The sequence below is a fragment of the Parafilimonas terrae genome (genome assembly GCF_900115755.1).
Lineage (GTDB): Bacteria > Bacteroidota > Bacteroidia > Chitinophagales > Chitinophagaceae > Parafilimonas > Parafilimonas terrae.
In genome coordinates this window covers 128,934-146,154 of record NZ_FOXQ01000006.1, presented here as the reverse complement: position 1 = coordinate 146,154, position 17,221 = coordinate 128,934, and the positions used below count along the sequence as shown (strand labels likewise).

Genomic DNA, 17,221 nt, shown 5'->3' with positions numbered 1-17,221 from the left:
CTTTTAAAAATAAAAGCTTCTGAAATTATACCGCAACGGCTTCATGCTTCAGCGTATAATACGAAGTATTCAGGTTGCTATTAGCCTGTTCAGCTTTTTCTATAATTGAATAATCAGAAAGTATAAGCGCTTTATTCTTTTTTACGCAAACGTCGTGTTCAAAATGAACGGAAGGTTTGCCATCGCGGGTTCTTACCGTCCAGCCATCATCGTCGGTATAAACATCTTTGGTGCCCATATTTATCATGGGTTCAATGGCCAGCGTTGCATTTTCCTTTAACCTTGGGCCATTTCCACGCTTGCCGTAATTAGGCACCTGCGGGTCTTCGTGCAGGCTTCTGCCAAGGCCGTGGCCTACCAGTTCACGCACCACGCCATAACCATGTTTACGTTCGGTATATTCCTGTATAGCATAAGAAATATCGCCAACGCGGTTTCCCGCAACGGCTTTTTCAATTCCTTTATATAAAGATTCTTTGGTTATACGCATTAACTGCAGCACATCTTCACTGGTTTCGCCCAAAAGAAATGTGTAAGCATGATCGCCATGCCAGCCATTTAATATCACGCCAAAATCTATGGAAACAACGTCGCCATCCTTTAATGCTATATTATTTGGAAAGCCATGCACCACCACATCATTCACCGAAGCGCAGATGGTAAAAGGATAACCATGATAATTTAAGAAAGAAGGAATAGCCTTATGGTCCCTGATGAATTCGGCGCACAACCTGTCAATCTGCATGGTGGTAATGCCGGGTTTAAGCATAGCGGCAACTTCTGTAAGCGTTTTACTCACAAGCCTGGCGCTTTGCTTCATCAGTTCAATTTCTGCATCTGTTTTATATAATATCATATTGTATCTCCTGCTCAAAGGGTGCAAATTTCGCAAAAAAAATCCAACAAGGTTAAACAATAATAAAAAGCCGCCCCACCAGGTGAAGCGGCCTCTGAAAGTTTTAAAGTGGTAAACGCTTAAACCTTCGTTGTAAATTTATACTAAAACCAGCTACCAACAAAGGCTTCATTTGTGGTTTTAGGATCAACCCTCTTTCTCCTGCGGGCAGCTTTTCTTCTTTGAACAATTGTAGTTGCAATTGCCATCGGTATAAATAAAATTGTAAGCGGCGGAATGCCCATAAAGCTTATCCATTTGCCTCCATACATCCTGCGCATTGGCCGCCTTAACCTCTCTGCAATTAAATACATGCTTGGCACAATTACCAGCGTCATAAAGAAAGCGAAGGCAAGGCCGAAGATGATGGTCCAGGAAAGCGGTTTCCAGAACACTGCATTATCGCCGCCGAGGTAAATATGCGGGTTAAGCTCGGAGAACAGCGTAATGAAGTTGATATTGAAACCAATAGCCAGCGGAATAAGCGCCAGTATTGCGGCCATCGCTGTAAGCAATACGGGAATGATACGCGTTTTACCTGCCTGCACTACAGCTTCGTGGGTTTTTAAACCACGGGCACGCAGTTCATCCGCAAATTCAATTACAAGAATACCGTTCTTTACCACAATACCGGCAAGGCCAACAATGCCGAGGCCTGTCATTACCGAACTTACCGTCATGCCGGTAATACTAAAACCTAAAAACACACCAATTACACTAAACAATATCTCAGTAAGAATGATCACCGGTTTGCTTACCGAATTAAACTGCAGCACCAGTATCAGCAATATCAGCATTAAGGCAATTAATAAAGCCTGTCCGAGGAACGATACGGTTTCTGCCTGTTGCTCGCTTTCACCTGTCTGGCTTATTGTTACAGTGTCTGGCTTTTGTTTAAACTGTTTTATATAACCTGCCAGTTGCTGGTTTACGGTTGTAGCTGTATAACCCGAAAGCAGGTTGGATGTTAACGTAATAACACGTTTGTATTTCTTGCGTTTTACGCTGCCTAAGGTAGTGGTATAATCCACGTTTACAAACGAGCTGATAGGCAATGTTTTTACCTGCCCCGTTGAACCGCGGAAAGTAATAGTCATATTCAGCAGGTCAACAAGACTGGCCTTATCCATCTCTTTGTCGCGCAGCTGTATTTTGTATTCGTCTTTGCCTTCTTTTACTTTTGATACCTCCCTGCCAAATACGGCCGTTCTTATTTCGTTGCCTATTTGTGCGGTAGAAAGCCCTTCTGCATTGGCCCTTTCCCTGTCTATGGTAAGCGATATTTCAGGATTGGTGAGGTCAACATCCATCTTTAATTCTTCCACACCCGGCACCTGTATGGAGTCGAGGAAATTTTTTAGAGAAACGGATGTTTTAATAAGATCATCAAAGTCATCACTTGCGATTTCTATATTTACTGGAGGATCGGTAGGAGGCCCGTTCTGTTCCTTATCAACACTGATCTGGGCGCCCGGAATACCCTTTAATTCTGCACGGATTGAATCAAGGTAGGGTGATGTGGAAACGCCATCCCTTTCGCCAAACTCAACAAATGAAACCTGTATCCTGCCACGTTCGGGGTGTGTGCTCTGGTCACCGCTTGACGGATCGTTGGCGCCAATGGCCACATTACTGATAACACTTTCCACAACAGGGTTCTTTTTGCCATTCTCCATTCCCAAAACATGATATACTTTCTTTTCAAGCACTTTGGTAACGGAATCTGTGTATTCAACATCGGTACCAACCGGTAATTTTAAATAAACATATATCTGGTTGGGGTCACCGCTGGGAAAGAATTCCACCTGCACCCTGCCGCTGCTTACAGACGAAGAGAACATGAAAAAAGAAACAATGAGCAGCCCGAATGTGCCCAGCAATAAGGCTACCGGCCTTCTGCCGTTCAATGCCCAGCGCAGCATGTTTTCATAATGGTTCATTATCCAGGGTAAGGCCCTGTTCTGGAAAGCATGTATCCAGCCTTCAAAGAGATATTTGTTCAGTACGATCAATATCAAAATGAACAATAAAAGGTTGCCTGCAAACGTAGCGCCTGACAAGTCGAGCAAAATACCCAATGCAGCAAAAATCCAGAAAGAAGGTTTCCTGAAAATAGCAGACTTTGGCTTTTTGTTTTCATGGTCTTCATGGTTCATGAAATCAACCGCAAAAACAGGGTTCATCAGGAACGCAACAATTAATGATGCTGTTAAAGTGAAGATGAGCATGGCTGGCAAATACACCATGAATTTACCAATAATGCCCGGCCAGAATAACAAAGGGAAGAATGGCGCCAGCGTGGTAAGCGTTCCCGCCAATACGGGTATAAACACTTCACCCGCCGCCATTTTTGCTGAAATGGTGGACGATAGCTTTCCCTTGCTTTGCGTAAATATCCTGTGCGTATTCTCAATTACAACAATGGCATCATCCACAATAATACCGAGGCCAAACAACAATGCAAACAGCACAATAAAATTGAGCGTTACATGGCCGCCGATAATTATATCCGCAAAAGGCAAAAACACAAAAGCCACGAACATACTGAGCGGTACACTCAATGCCACAAAGAATGCATTTACCACACCCATAAAAAACATGAGAATGATAAGCACCAGCACAAAGCCAATTACGATGGAGTTTACAAGGTCGTTGAAAGAAGTTTTTGTTTGCTTGCTCTGGTCGCCGGTAATTACAATATCCAGGTCTTTGGGAAATTCTGTTTGTTTCATTTCTTCCACTGCACCTTTTACGGCATCGGAAGTTTCAATAAGGTTTTCACCGGCGCGTTTAATAATATTCAGCGTAATTACGCTTTTGCCATCGAGCCTGGCATAGCTTTCACTTGTTTTTAAAGTGTCTTTTATAGTAGCGATATCTTTCAGGTAAACAGGATTGCCATACGTGTTAGTAACCACTACCTTTTCAATATCAAAAGAAGTTTTAAACTGGCCGCGTACCTGCAAAGTGCGTTTCATATTGCCCACCTGCAGCAAGCCGCCTGTTATATCATGGTTTTCGTAAGACACGGCATTGGCTATCTGGTCGAATGTAACGCCCGCAGACTGCATGCGGTTACGGTCAACATTAATCTGGAATTCCCTTTCAGGTGCGCCCACAATATCAACCCTGTTTAATGCAGGCAGGTTTTCCAGTTCATCCTGTAAATCTTCGGCATATTTCTTTAAACGCTGCAGGTCGTAATTACCGCTAACGTTTACATACATGATCGGCTGGTCTGAAATATTTACTTCAAGCGCTGTTGGCTGTTGCGTAAGATCGGTGGGCAAATCCTGCTTGGCTTTATCCATCGCATCTTTTACTTTCTGCAGAGCCACATCGGTTTTTACTTCGGTATCAAACTCCACAACAATGGCAGAATAATCCTGCTGCGATGTACTGGTTATTTTATTGATCTTGGCGCCTGTTATACTTTTTATCTGTTTTTCAATAGGCCTTGTTACAAGGTTTTCAATGTCTTTGGGCGAGTTGCCTACATAAATGGTTTGAACGTAGATAGTAGGTATAACAATATCGGGAAACTGTTCTTTTGGCGTAGTAACAAATTTTGTAACGCCCCAGAGTGTAACAATCAATATAAGCAGGTACACCGCTGTTTTATTGGTAACAGCCCAAGAGGTTACAAAAAATTCTTTAAACTTTTCGCTGGTATTAATTAAGCTCATACATTCTGTTTAATGTTTCGGGTGAATATTATTTCACCGCTTGTTAATCTGCGCTTAGCTGGCTGAAGTTGTAATTAACTGGCCGTCGTATAAATTCTGAAAGCCATCTGTAATAAGTATATCACCAGCGGCCAGGCCTGATTTTATTTCAAGCTGGTCCTGGTACAACTGGCCTGCTTCCACGCGCTTTTTGCGGGCATAGGTTTTACCATTTTCAGTTACGGCCACCAGCACATATTTGCCCTGTTCATCTGTTTGCAAAGTATTTACCGGTATAGTGAATGTGTTATTGGCAGCATAATCCATTATTCTTATCAGCGCTAACTGGTTAGGTTTAAAATTAGCGTTTGAAGGAAGTTTTGCTTCCACCTGGAAGGTGCGGCTGTTAGGGTCAATCACTTTACCCGCTGTTGTAATTTTTGAAGTAAGCGTATCATTAATATCAGGCAAAATAACCTTTACCGTGCTGCCCACTTTTACTTTGTCAAGATAATTATCGGGCACCTGTGCGGTTGCTTTTAAATCGCTGGTGTTTACCAGTTTTATATAACCGCCCGCAACGGGGTTGCCGGTAAATGTTTCACCCACTTTTATAGTTACCTCATCTGCAACGCCGCTCATTTCTGCATACACATTTGTATAGCCGAGTTGTTCTTTAATAAGATCAACCTGGTGCTGCGCCTGGTCCACATTATTCTTTGCGGTTGTAAGCTCCACTTCGGTGCCTATATTTTCTTTCCATAAATTATTCCTGCGCTGGTATATATCCTGCGCATATTTTAATTGTGTATGCGCCTGGTTTAACTGGGTCTGATAAATAGCATCATCCAACTTCAGCAGCAACTGGCCTTTCTTTACATAATCGCCCTGTTTTACGTAGAGCGCTTTTACCTGGCCGCCCTGGTTGCGTGGCGTGACATAAGCTATATTCTCCGCATCAATTTTACCCTGCAGGTTTATGTAGTGCTGAAAATCTTCCGTTGATAATGTTTTAACGGCAACCAGCTTTGCTTTCTCAGGATTGGCTGAAGGGTCCAGCTTAATGATCTCAGCCTGGAGGTCTGCCACCTGCTTGTTAATATCTTCCTGTTGTTTTTTTAATTGCTCCAGCTTTGCCTTTTTACCGGCAAGCGTGTTGCCTGTTTTTTCGCCCCCGCAGGAAGCGAGTATTATTAAAGAAACTGCAACTGTTATATGCTTTACTATGTTCATAAACTTAGTTTGATTAGTTATTGAAGTTGTCCTGTTGCATACAGGTAATCAATTTTTGCTATTACTGCATCATACATGGCACTGATGTAATTGCTTTGCGCTATACTTAAATCTGACTGTGCATTGGTAATGTCGAGCAGCGAACCTAAACCTGATTCATATTTCTTCTGTGACTGCTGGTACACACGTTCTGCCAGCTCCACATTTCGTTTCTGGTCATCAAGTGTGCTGATGGCTGAATGAAACGTGTTAACTGCCTGCATGGTGCTGTTGTCGATTGAATTTTTAAGGTCTTCCAACTGATTTTGCGCCTGCTCCAGTTGAAACTTCGCCTTCTTTATGTTGGCATCTTTTGAAAACCCGTTAAAGAGCGGTACAGATAAGTTTAATGCAGCATAGGCGGAACTAAACCATTGCCCTTTGCCGAAAATATTAAACTCCGTTCCCTGGCCCTGCCTTAAATAATTACCCGTTAAGCTTACAGTTGGTAAAAAGGCCAGTTTATAGCGCTTCAGATTAAACTCCTGCAACTTCACGGTAGATTGCAGCACCTGGTAATCGCTGCGGTTCTCGTAACTATAAATACCTTCATTCAGCAGGCCCTGTTTCAATTGGTCTTCAGACAAAGAATCCGTTAAAACCAAAGAGTCCTTTTCGGGCATGCCCATTAAAAACTTCAGGCCATAGTAACCGTTCTTGATAGTGCTTTCAATGGAGAGTTTGCGTGTTTGAAAATTGGCGAGCTGTACAGATGTCCTGTCAACTTCAATCTGTTCGCCAAAACCATTTTTTTGCAATGCCGTGTTTACACGCAGCAGGTCTTTAGAGCGGTTGATGTTGGCATCAATTTGCTGTATCTGTGTTTTGCTCACAACGAGCTGGTAGTATATTTTGTAAATGTTCTGCTTTATCATGTCCTGCGTTACAGCAAGGCTTTTTTCGCGGTAGTCAATTGATGTTTTACGTGCTTTCAGGCCCACGAATACCTGGCCGTCGAACAGCGTTTGCTGCAGGGTTACAGAACCCATTGCACTGTATTGCGTACCAAATTGCACGGGAATATAAGTGCCTGCCGGCTGGCCGAAAAATTCGCCCGGTAAAAGCTGTGTGGGTATTTTCAGGTTATCTGTAAAACCGGCGCTGCCATTCACGGAAGGCAGGGCCTGGGCGGTTGTTACGCGGTTATCCTGCTTTTGAACCTGTATATCCAGCAATGCATTCTTAACCTGCACATTATTTTTCATTGCATATTCAATGCAATCTTTAACGGAGAATGTATGTGCTGCCGGTTGTTGCGAAATTGATTTTACTGAAATGAATATTAACCCCAAAAGCAACGTGCTCTTCAATAAACTCATGTTGATTTTTTTTGACGTTGGTGTTTATATTTCGATAATAAGGTTAGCCCTTTTTCGGTGCAGATGCCATGAAGAAAGAACTCTTTCATTACGTCGTCGAAATAGTTCGGTTTTGTTTTGCCGCTTATAACTTCTTCGTTATGAAAAATGCCTGAAATCATTTCAAGCCTGAGCCAGGTGATAATGTTTACATCAATATCCTTTCTGAATAAACCTTCTTTTATGCCGCGCTGAAGGTTTTCTTTAATACAGTTGAAAAGAAACTGTTTTTTAAACTTTTCAAAATCTGCAAACACATTCGGATGAAAGCGGTTAAGGTCGTACAGCACAGAAGCATTCAGGTTATTGAAAATTTCCTGCGCTGAATCGGCTGCGAGAAACTGCTCATGGATAGCGTTTTCAGAAACATCTTTAAAGCGTATGCATTTCTTTTTATTCTCATCGGTAATGCCGGTGAATATGTCTTTTACAAGCGAATCCTTATCGGAATAAAACTGGTAAATGGTTTTTTTTGAAATGCCAAGCTGGCTGGCTATTTCATCCATTGTAACGCTGCGGATACCATACCTGAAAAAAAGCTCGCCTGCTTTCTGCTGAATTCTTTCCTTTATGCTCATAACTCAAAAAACGGGGGCAAAACTATGGAAACTATTTTCGTAACCAAAGTTTCCTAAACAATTTTATATTATTTTTTGCTGAACGGTAAACTTTACATGTTTTGACCTGAATTTTGCTTTATGGAAAACTCACCCGAAAAATTCAGTTTCAGGAATGTACTGCAGTATTTCTTCCAGGGCATAATTGTGATTGCACCTATTGCCATCACCATTTATGTGGTGGTATGGCTGTTTAACCTGATTGATAATTTCCTGCCCGATATTCTGTTTGCCCTGTTTCCCAAATGGATGACAGCGCCCGACGGATCGCTGCGCACTATCCCGGGCCTTGGCTTTTTAATGGTTGTAATAATTGTAACCATTATCGGGTTTATATCCACTTCATTTTTTGTTTCGAGGATACTGAGTTTTTTAAACCGTGTGCTGGAGCAAACGCCCGGTATAAAATATATTTATTCCGCCGTAAAAGATTTTCTTGAAGCTTTTGGCGGTAACCGAAAAAAATTTGATAAGCCGGTATTGGTAAGCGTGGATGCAGCAGATACCTGGCGCGTTGGTTTTATTACCCAGCATGATGTTACCCAGTTTGGGCTTGAAGAACATGTGGCGGTATATGTGCCTCTGTCTTATGCATTAACCGGCGTGGTATATTTTGTGCCGAAGGAAAAGATAAGGCCGCTTGATAATATGAACAGTGCAGAGGCTATGAAGTTTGTTATATCCGGCGGGGTTACGCATTTGGAGGAGGGACATGATGCATAGGGCTGACGCATCTTCCTGTACTTTTCTTCCTGATAAAAAGTACTAAAAATCAAAAACGGATGATATTCTACTACCGGCTTATGTCTTTCACTAAATGAATAGCTTTGATTTAATCTTTTTGTCACTTTCTTTACCCTTGATAACAATGATTTCTTACTGTACTTTTCTTTTGATAAAAAAGTACCCCCGCCTGACCGGGGCCAGTCGGGCAGGAAAAAATCAAGAAAAAATGATATTGCTCACAGCAGGTTTGTCTTTTAGCAGTGTTCGCGAATCTCCTTTGTCGATTTTAGCTTTGGTGTGCTGATGACTCTTTGGCTAAGGGGTGTAAACCTATAAGGTTTCAAAAACCTTATAGGTTTGGTGTAGGTTTGGTGGTTCTTTGGGCTGTTGATCCTTGATGTTTGTCTGAACCAGATTTACAGGATTTTTCTGATTAAAGATTAAGCAAACACAAATATGCATGCTCCTGCCTTCATTCAACCATGGGGCACGAAAGACATGCATGGACTGACAATAATGCTGTTGCGGGCTGGGAGTGTAGTTTGGATGGATAGCTTTGATATGCTCCTGGTATAGTTCTGATATGCTTCTGATATGCCCCTGACAAGATGGCCGGCCTTGCTGATAGCCCCCCGCTACAACAAGAAAGACGGTAAAAGCTGTTGGTGAACAAGACCAGCAGCGGCAAGTTTAAAAACGACCTCTTTTATGCAGGTTTTGGATGAGGTGAGGGGGTAACAATTTTTGGAAAGGCGTTATCCCATATTATGTTCCAACACGCGCAAGATGCCGTGCAGGCAATAGAATATTTTGCCTCCAATGTTTGAAGAGGGGATGATTCTTTTACTACGGTAATTCTGCAAAGTGCGCTCTGATAATTTGAAGGTTTCGAGGATGACCTGTTTGTCAACCCAATCGTTTATAGTGGTATTGGTTACCGGGATTGGCTTTACTCCAGGTTTAATGCGTTTGTTATAATAAGGCTTCCTGGTTTTGGTTATTGCGGGTTTCATAGATAATTGGTTTAGTGAAATTGAATAACCTAATTTACTACAAAATTTAATTTGCCAAAATTTTTTTTAAGGAGGAGGGGGAATGAGGTGGGAGGTTTGGGGGGTATGAGGTTTGGGGTATGGGGTATGAGGTTTGAGGTGGGAGGGGCAAGGCCTAAGGCAGGTATTGAGCGGAGGGCTCATTCTGTGTGCAATGGCTTTAGGGATGGGGGCACTGCGGCGACGAAACCCCGAGGATTTTTGAAACCCGCGGGGTTTGGAGTAGTTGTAATAAAAGGTGCAATGTGCTTGCCCGCAGAAAAGTGAGGTTAAGAGATATTGCGGGGCAGGGAACTTACTGCGATAGATATCTTTCTAAGAGATCCTTTTTAAAAATTATAACCGTACACTTCAGGGTTTACAAATGCCCGAACTGAGTTGATATATCGATCTTGCAACATAACATGCCCGCCATCCGTATCTCCATGTTTAGAAGTATTACCTTCCCAAGCCTCAAATGAACTGCCTCTTTTTATCCAACGCACAAAGATCCCAGTATGATCTGCAATTTGTCCAGATTGTTTATGAAAATCGTAAAGTATTATATCTCCTGGCTGAGGATCATCTGTAAAACATCCTTTTTCTTTCCAATGCATATAACCAGATGGACAATAATGAAATCCTTTGGGTTTATCAATTTGCCCTAACGGATAGCCGGCATGATGAAAAACCCAGCTTACGAATATTGCACACCATTTTACTCCGTTTAATCCATACCATTCACCATATTTTGTAAGATTGGAGTTTGTTTCAGTGGTGCCGTTTTCGTATGCGGCAACCTCCAATAAATTCTGTCTGGACATAAAATATTTTTTAAAATTTTTTAAATTATTTGTGTTATTATCTTCGTGCAAGATGGCTTATTAAGAAGGCTGTCATCCTTTATTGCCGTAGTTAATCATACAACAGTTACTTAAAATGCCTCTTTAAAATTATTTGCGCTGCTGCCAACTGCATTGAATGCATTCTTTTTACTTAAGTTATAAGAAATTCCAAAAAATGGTTTAAAAACGAATTTGTAATTATAGGGTACAGCCATGGTACTGAAATCTCCTTTTACTTTATAGGTATTTCCCTGATCCAGAATATCTCTTGCTGGATTATAGGTTATTTGTGAAATATCTAGTTGTTGCTGTTGACCTGCTACTAATCCAAAATGAGCAATTAATCTTTCTGTTTTGCCAAATTGTAATGACAGACTTCCCAGGAACTGTAACTTGCTATTTGTGCCTGTTCCGTATGCAATACCCAAGCTTAACCCGGGTGTTATCCAGGATGCTCCAGTACGCCACATAAGATTGACCATTCCACCAAATGCAAAATTGTATCTTCCTGCATCAGTCTTTTTTAAATAAAAGCTGTCACTCCTTTGATCAGACGTATAGCTATTGCTTGCTGAATCAAAAACAGGATTAGAAAATAAAGGGTTTTTATTAAATGTAATATCGCTTAGCTGCGACATTAAAATGGCAACGCTAAAATCTACTTTGAGACCGCCTTTCACCCATATATCATAATCATAGGATTCTGTTTTGCCTGTTAGTTTATCTTTTCGCTCTATAGAATATCTAATTAAATCAATATTCCTTAAATTATTAGAAAATGGTAATGTGAACTCTTTTGCATTATTCCTGCTAACAAAATCAAGCGTTTTAATAAACTTTAATAGCAGTTTGTAATTATCATTAATATTTTTCACAGTATTATTAAATACCGGATTATCAAGTGCCAGGAAATTTATTAAAACATTTAAATCGGCACAGACATCCTGAATGTAGGTATAAACAACACTATCTTTTAATAAGTTGAAGTCAATGTTATTTTGAATATCCTTTAAACATGTTTGACTGTTAATTTCATTATTAAACCTTGAGCAGTTAACTAGAGTGCTTTGTAATAATTTCCCTATTTGCAATGAGGAAAAAATTACAAAAGATTCAGCAAGTTTAGTTTTTTCATTTAATGCAAATTCTTCTATTCTGTATATTTCCAATTCATCACCGCTTGCAAGTTTTTTCTTATCAACTATAAATCCTTTATTTGAAGCAAATTCTTTAATTTTTTTCACTTGATTAATTACAGTATCTATTGTTTCTTGATTATCCGATTTAGAATAATAGCTGTAATTATTATAAAGAGATTCAAAATGTGATTGATTATATTGATCGGATGGCAAAGCTGATAATTGTCTAATCAGTTTTTCAATCTCTTTCATATTATCAATGGTTTTTTGTGCTTCATTAGCAATCAACTGCTGCACATCTTCATACCCTGGAGCTTTAATTTTTTGAATGTCATCAAAAATTATGCTGCCGTTATTATTGATAGTTTGGTTTTCCATTTTTCTGCCCCAATTATCTGTTTCATTTTGCAAATTTGCTGATTGCTTGGCCCAGGCTGTATTAATGCTGTCCTTGGTTTTGTTATAACTATTTTCTTCTTCTTTATCTTTAACAGTTGTTTTAATTATGTTGGAAGCAGTATCATAATACATTGTTTTATTCTTTTTAATTCTTTCAATTATCTTATACGATAAGTTGTTTAAAATTGCCAAAGTATCTTTATACAAATTGATTTTTTTCTTCGAGTCTTCAATCTCATCACGAGTTTTGTCAGTTCTATAATCCGATTTAAAAAATTGTAAAATCTCAATATCATTTATTTTAAGATCGGCAGTATCTTTTATAAAATTGCCAAGTATTAAATCTGTTTCATCAAAGAATTGGGATACAGACTGATTATTAATATAATAATGGTACCTTAAGGGATTAATGTTTTCAACTTTAAAAGCACTGAACCTATTTACGTTGATTGACAATTTGCTTAATGGGATCTGTTTGTTCTTATATGGGTTATCACCTGATCTCTGAATGGAAATAAGATTAGGCGAGCAAGCACTTAAAGTAAAAACATCAGTTTGAAGACGTTTGTTATTGTATTGAGCAGAGTCTTGTGACAACGCGTTTAGGCTACTTAATAATAAACAGCTAATAATGATATTTTTCATAAAGTTTTGATATTTGAGTATATTAGAAATGAAGTGCAAATATCAAAACCACATCAAAAGCCTGTAAGGTGAAAAACCACGCCATTTATATGTTTTTTCCCCTTAATGTCTTGTTCAAAGGCCTTTCTTTACAGATGGTATTTCCAATAATGGTATTCTTAATACTTTCCAACCCCCTACTTTTGCCCAAAACCTCTTCTTTTTTAACTAATGGCCATCAAAAAATCTGAACTGTACAGTTCCCTATGGGCAAGCTGTGATGAATTGCGCGGGGGCATGGACGCCTCTCAATACAAAGACTATGTGCTCACGCTTTTATTTGTAAAATATATTTCCGATAAGTATGCAGGCAAACCATTTGCCGCTATTAAGGTACCTGAAGGCTCCAGCTTCCAGGACATGGTAAACCTGGTAGGCACATCCAATATAGGCGATGATGTCAACAAGAAAATACTTAATCCGATTAAGGAAGCAAACCGCTTAAATGAATTTCCGGACTTTAACGATGAGGGTAAGCTGGGAAAAGATAAAGACCTGGTTGATACAGTCAGCAACCTTGTTCTTATTTTTAACTCCCCGGATCTCGATTTCTCCGGCAACAGTGCTGAAGGCGATGATATCTTAGGTGATGCTTACGAGTACCTGATGCGCCATTTTGCTACGGAAAGCGGTAAGAGCAAAGGGCAGTTTTATACACCTGCTGAAGTAAGCCGCATACTGGCAAAGGTTATTGGAATCAATAAAAACAATTCTACTTCGCAAACCACAGCGATGACCCAACATGCGGGTCGGGCTCGCTGCTGTTAAAAGTGGCAGAGGAAGCAGAAAAAAGTATCACGCTTTACGGTCAGGAAAAAGAAATTGCCACTGCTAACCTGGCAAGAATGAACATGATACTACATAACAATCCCTCCGCTGAAATTATTGCTGACAATACTTTATCACGCCCTTTCTTTAAAAATGAAAATGGCAAATTAAAAACCTTTGATTACGTGGTTGCCAACCCGCCGTTCTCGCTAAAAAACTGGAGCAATGGCGTGCAAACATCTGCTGATGAATTTGACCGCTTTACAGGCTTTGGTGTGCCACCTGAAAAGAATGGCGATTATGCTTTTTTATTGCACATTATAAAGAGTTTACGAACTAATGGCAAAGCTGCCGTGGTGTTGCCGCATGGCGTATTGTTCCGTGGTAATGCTGAGGCAGAGATTCGCAAGAACATTATAAACAAAGGCTATATAAAAGGTATCATTGGCCTGCCCGCCAATTTATTTTACGGTACCGGCATCCCGGCCTGCATTATGGTGATTGATAAAGAACAGGCAGCGCAACGCAAAGGCATTTTTATGATGGATGCCAGCAAAGGTTTTATAAAAGACGGGAATAAAAACCGCCTGCGTGAACAGGATATTCGCAAAATAACCGATGTGTTCACGCATTTTGAAAAAGTGCCAAAATATAGCCGCATGGTACCGTTGCACGAAATTGCTGATGAAAAAAATGATTACAACCTGAATATTCCCCGCTACATAGATAGCCAGGAGCCGGAAGACATACAGGATATTTTTGCGCACTTGAACGGCGGCATTCCAAAAACTGATATTGATGCGCTGCATAAATACTGGCAGGTATATCCCAGTTTAAAAAACACGTTGTTTAAAAGCATCAGCGATAACTATTATGCTTTGCAATTGCCTCCTGCGGAAATAAAGCAATGCATATTCAACCATGCTGAATTTAAAGCCTTCAATGCACAGTTGCAACAAACATTTGACGGCTGGAAAACGGAAAGAGTTGCCCATTTTAAGCAACTAACTGCTGGCATACACCCCAAACAGGAGATTGCAGAAACGGCTGACCTGCTGTTAAACGCTTTTGCAGGCAATAAACTGGTGGATGCTTACGACCTGTATCAGCAACTAATGGCTTACTGGAACGAAACCATGCAGGATGATCTTTATACTATTGCGCTAAATGGCTGGCAGGCCGGCAATACATGGGAGCGACAGGTGATTAAAGCAAAGAAAAACAAGGAAGGCAAGACTGGCAAAGACAGAGAAGTAGAGGGTTTGGAAGGCATTACAGGGAGAATGATACCACCGCAATTGCTGATAGAAATATACCTGCACGAAGATTGGGCAGTGCTGCAAAAATTTGAACAGGATATAGAAGAATTAAAGGCGAAAATTGCAGAAAGCGAAGAAGAGAACAATGTTGAGGATGGCATTTTTGCCGAGTTAGATAAACTTAACCTTGCCAGTGCAAAGAAATTTTTAAAGCAGCGGAAAACAGAGATTGCGCCCAAAGAAGAAATAGCGGTTATTGAAAATTACATTGAGCTGAATGAAACGCTTGCCCTTACCAACAGCTTAATAAAAACAGCCAAAGCCAAAATGGAAAAAGCGGTGATAGCGCAGTATGATATGCTTACCGAAGATGAAATAAAAGATATTGTAATTAACCATAAATGGATGCAGCACCTGCAACAGGCTTTACAGGAAGAACAGGAGCGCATAAGCCAAAACCTGGCGCAACGCATTAAAGAACTGGCAGAGCGTTATGAAAACACATTGCCTGCCATAGAACAGGAAGTGCAGGATTATGAAAGTAAAGTAAAAATGCATTTAAACGCAATGGGATGGAACTGGTAGAAACAAAATATAAAGAAACAGAAGTTGGATTGATTCCGGAAGACTGGGAGGTGAAAGAATTAGGTGAAATAGGAGCATTTAGTAAAGGAAAGGGGATTAATAAATCAGATTCTAACTCAGGAAACATTCCCGCAATAAGATATGGTGAATTATACACTCATCATAACTACATAATTAAATCTTTTCATTCTTTTATTTCTAAAAATGTATCGAAGCAATCAAAATTATTAAAAAAAGGAGATTTACTTTTTGCTGGTTCAGGCGAAACAAAAGAAGAGATTGGTAAATGTGCTGCATTTATTTTTAATGATGAAGTATATGCTGGAGGTGATGTGATTATTTTATCTCCGCAAAAAGATAGTTCGATTTTTTTGGGTTATGCCCTTAATTCAAAAATTGTCAATTTTCAGAAAGCATCTAAAGGTCAGGGAGATGCCGTTGTTCACATTTATCCTAAAACATTAAGTGAAATTAAACTGCCCCTCCCTCCACTTCCCGAACAAAAAGCAATAGCCGAAGCATTAAGCGATACCGATGCATGGATTGAAAGCCTTGAAAAACTAATTGCCAAAAAACGCCTTATTAAACAAGGTGCAATGCAACAACTGCTAACACCAAAAGAAGGTTGGGAAGTGAAGAAGTTGGGAGCGGTCGCAACAGTTATTGGAGGAGGAACACCTTCAACGTCAATATCAGAATATTGGAATGGCAGTATTGAATGGTTTACTCCAACCGAAATAGGGTATAGTAAATATTTATTTTCAAGTAAAAGAAAAATATCTATATCTGGGTTAAATAATTCTTCTGCAATAATTCTTCCTATTGGAGCAATTTTAATGACATCCAGGGCTGTTATTGGTGATTTAGGTATTTTAAAAATAAAAGCTTGTACAAATCAGGGGTTTCAATCCCTTTTAGTTTCGCCTGAAAACGATAATGAATTTATTTATTATCTAATGAGTACAAAAAAATCTACCTTATTGCAAAATGCGAGTGGAAGTACTTTTCTAGAAATAAGCCCTACTAAAGTAAAATCAATTGAAGTTGTAATTCCAAATAAAAAAGAACAGACTCGCATCGCCTCCATACTTTCCAATATGGATTCCGAAATAGAAGTATTAGAAAAAAAACTTGTCAAAGCACAACAAATAAAACGAGGTATGATGCAGGCGTTATTAACAGGCAAAGTAAGGTTGGTGTAAATAAATTTATGAATAAGATAGCTGCCATAAATACTGTATTACAACAATTTTTCAGCAACAACCCGTCTGTAATAACTATTCCAGCAAAAGACATGATGCCTGACTTTATAAAAGCTGGTATTTTTGAGAAAGATGAAAAGAAGGGTTTGCCAATAAGAAAAGTTTTACGAAAGCTGGATAAGGAAAGGCAACTGCATTTAATTCCTTATGTTATTGCTGAGAGAAAATCAATTAACACTAATTGGTTCTTTGGCAGAACTGGTAAGTTTGTTTTACAAAAGCCTGTAGCTAAAAAGCAACTGCAATCTGCAGCAATAAATAAAATACCTATTGTATCAAAATCAAAGAGGGCTGACAGTGATGAAGCGTATGTTTTAAATTTATGTGACGAGGTTATAGGTATAAAAGGTATTCGCCAGCACAGGTTTGTATTTTTGTTGGGTGATGCCGGTACAAAATTGCCTGTGGATATTTATTATTCCTCGCTTAACCTTGTATTTGAATACAGGGAAACGCAACATACCAACGCAGTAAAACATTTTGACAAGCCGGATGTATTAACCGTTAGCGGTGTACACAGGGGCGTACAAAGGGAACTATACGATCAAAGGCGCAGGGATGTGTTGCCCAGGCATGGCATTACACTAATTGAATTAGGTTATTTTGATTTTAGCCATGATAAAAAGCACCGGATAAAACGTGATCATGCAAAGGATATTAAAATTGTAAGCAGTAAATTAGCAAGTATTATTAAAGTATGATACAATAAACCATTA

13 protein-coding genes are annotated in these 17,221 nt (G+C 39.7%); 5 read left to right on the top strand and 8 right to left on the bottom strand.

Going from position 1 to position 17,221, the window contains the following annotated elements; translation table 11 throughout:
* Positions 1 to 25 precede the first annotated feature (25 nt).
* The 5 genes from map to BM015_RS11460 all read right to left on the bottom strand — a co-directional run bounded on the left by map (position 26) and on the right by BM015_RS11460 (position 7,768).
* Complete coding sequence (map, locus tag BM015_RS11480) at positions 26 to 874, bottom strand: type I methionyl aminopeptidase (protein ID WP_245751372.1); 849 nt, start codon at positions 872 to 874, stop codon at positions 26 to 28.
* Between the two features lie 125 nt (positions 875 to 999).
* Complete coding sequence (locus tag BM015_RS11475; RefSeq protein WP_090658465.1) at positions 1,000 to 4,581, bottom strand: efflux RND transporter permease subunit; 3,582 nt, start codon at positions 4,579 to 4,581, stop codon at positions 1,000 to 1,002.
* Positions 4,582 to 4,635: 54 nt separating this feature from the next.
* Positions 4,636 to 5,793, bottom strand: a complete 1,158-nt coding sequence (locus BM015_RS11470) for an efflux RND transporter periplasmic adaptor subunit (RefSeq protein ID WP_090658463.1) — start codon at positions 5,791 to 5,793, stop codon at positions 4,636 to 4,638.
* A gap of 17 nt (positions 5,794 to 5,810) precedes the next feature.
* A complete protein-coding gene (locus BM015_RS11465; protein ID WP_090658461.1) occupies positions 5,811 to 7,151 on the bottom strand; it encodes a TolC family protein in 1,341 nt (446 codons plus the stop codon).
* Positions 7,148 to 7,768 carry a TetR/AcrR family transcriptional regulator gene (locus BM015_RS11460; RefSeq protein WP_090658459.1) on the bottom strand — a complete coding sequence of 207 codons (621 nt, stop codon included), beginning with the start codon at positions 7,766 to 7,768 and terminating at the stop codon, positions 7,148 to 7,150. Before BM015_RS11460 ends, BM015_RS11465 begins: the two co-directional genes overlap by 4 nt.
* A 120-nt stretch (positions 7,769 to 7,888) precedes the next feature.
* On the opposite strand from BM015_RS11460, the gene BM015_RS11455 reads away from it, so the two are divergent.
* Positions 7,889 to 8,530, top strand: a complete 642-nt coding sequence (locus BM015_RS11455) for a DUF502 domain-containing protein (protein ID WP_090658457.1) — start codon at positions 7,889 to 7,891, stop codon at positions 8,528 to 8,530.
* 758 nt (positions 8,531 to 9,288) lie between these two features.
* Here the strand turns inward: BM015_RS11455 and BM015_RS11450 are convergent.
* From BM015_RS11450 to BM015_RS11435, 3 genes are all read right to left on the bottom strand, one after another.
* Positions 9,289 to 9,546, bottom strand: a complete 258-nt coding sequence (locus BM015_RS11450; RefSeq protein ID WP_090658455.1) for a hypothetical protein — start codon at positions 9,544 to 9,546, stop codon at positions 9,289 to 9,291.
* Positions 9,547 to 9,914: 368 nt separating this feature from the next.
* Entirely contained in the window at positions 9,915 to 10,439 is a 525-nt protein-coding gene (locus BM015_RS11440; RefSeq protein ID WP_090658450.1) for a CHAP domain-containing protein, read from the bottom strand.
* Between the two features lie 59 nt (positions 10,440 to 10,498).
* Positions 10,499 to 12,592 (bottom strand): hypothetical protein, encoded by a 2,094-nt coding sequence (locus BM015_RS11435; RefSeq protein ID WP_143075831.1) that lies wholly within the window; start codon positions 12,590 to 12,592, stop codon positions 10,499 to 10,501.
* A gap of 210 nt (positions 12,593 to 12,802) precedes the next feature.
* Between BM015_RS11435 and BM015_RS21975 the strand changes: the two genes are divergently transcribed.
* Genes BM015_RS21975 through BM015_RS21730 form a run of 4 tightly spaced genes read left to right on the top strand, consistent with a single transcriptional unit; the run spans position 12,803 to position 17,206 of the window.
* Positions 12,803 to 13,399 carry an N-6 DNA methylase gene (locus tag BM015_RS21975; protein ID WP_218148486.1) on the top strand — a complete coding sequence of 199 codons (597 nt, stop codon included), beginning with the start codon at positions 12,803 to 12,805 and terminating at the stop codon, positions 13,397 to 13,399.
* 2 nt (positions 13,400 to 13,401) lie between these two features.
* Positions 13,402 to 15,243, top strand: coding sequence for an N-6 DNA methylase (locus tag BM015_RS11430; protein WP_218148485.1), 1,842 nt, complete (start codon positions 13,402 to 13,404; stop codon positions 15,241 to 15,243).
* On the top strand, positions 15,231 to 16,445 hold the full coding sequence (locus BM015_RS11425) for a restriction endonuclease subunit S (RefSeq protein WP_090658444.1): 1,215 nt from the start codon (positions 15,231 to 15,233) through the stop codon (positions 16,443 to 16,445). Before BM015_RS11430 ends, BM015_RS11425 begins: the two co-directional genes overlap by 13 nt.
* A gap of 8 nt (positions 16,446 to 16,453) precedes the next feature.
* Complete coding sequence (locus BM015_RS21730; RefSeq protein WP_218148484.1) at positions 16,454 to 17,206, top strand: hypothetical protein; 753 nt, start codon at positions 16,454 to 16,456, stop codon at positions 17,204 to 17,206.
* The last annotated feature ends 15 nt before the right edge of the window (positions 17,207 to 17,221 follow it).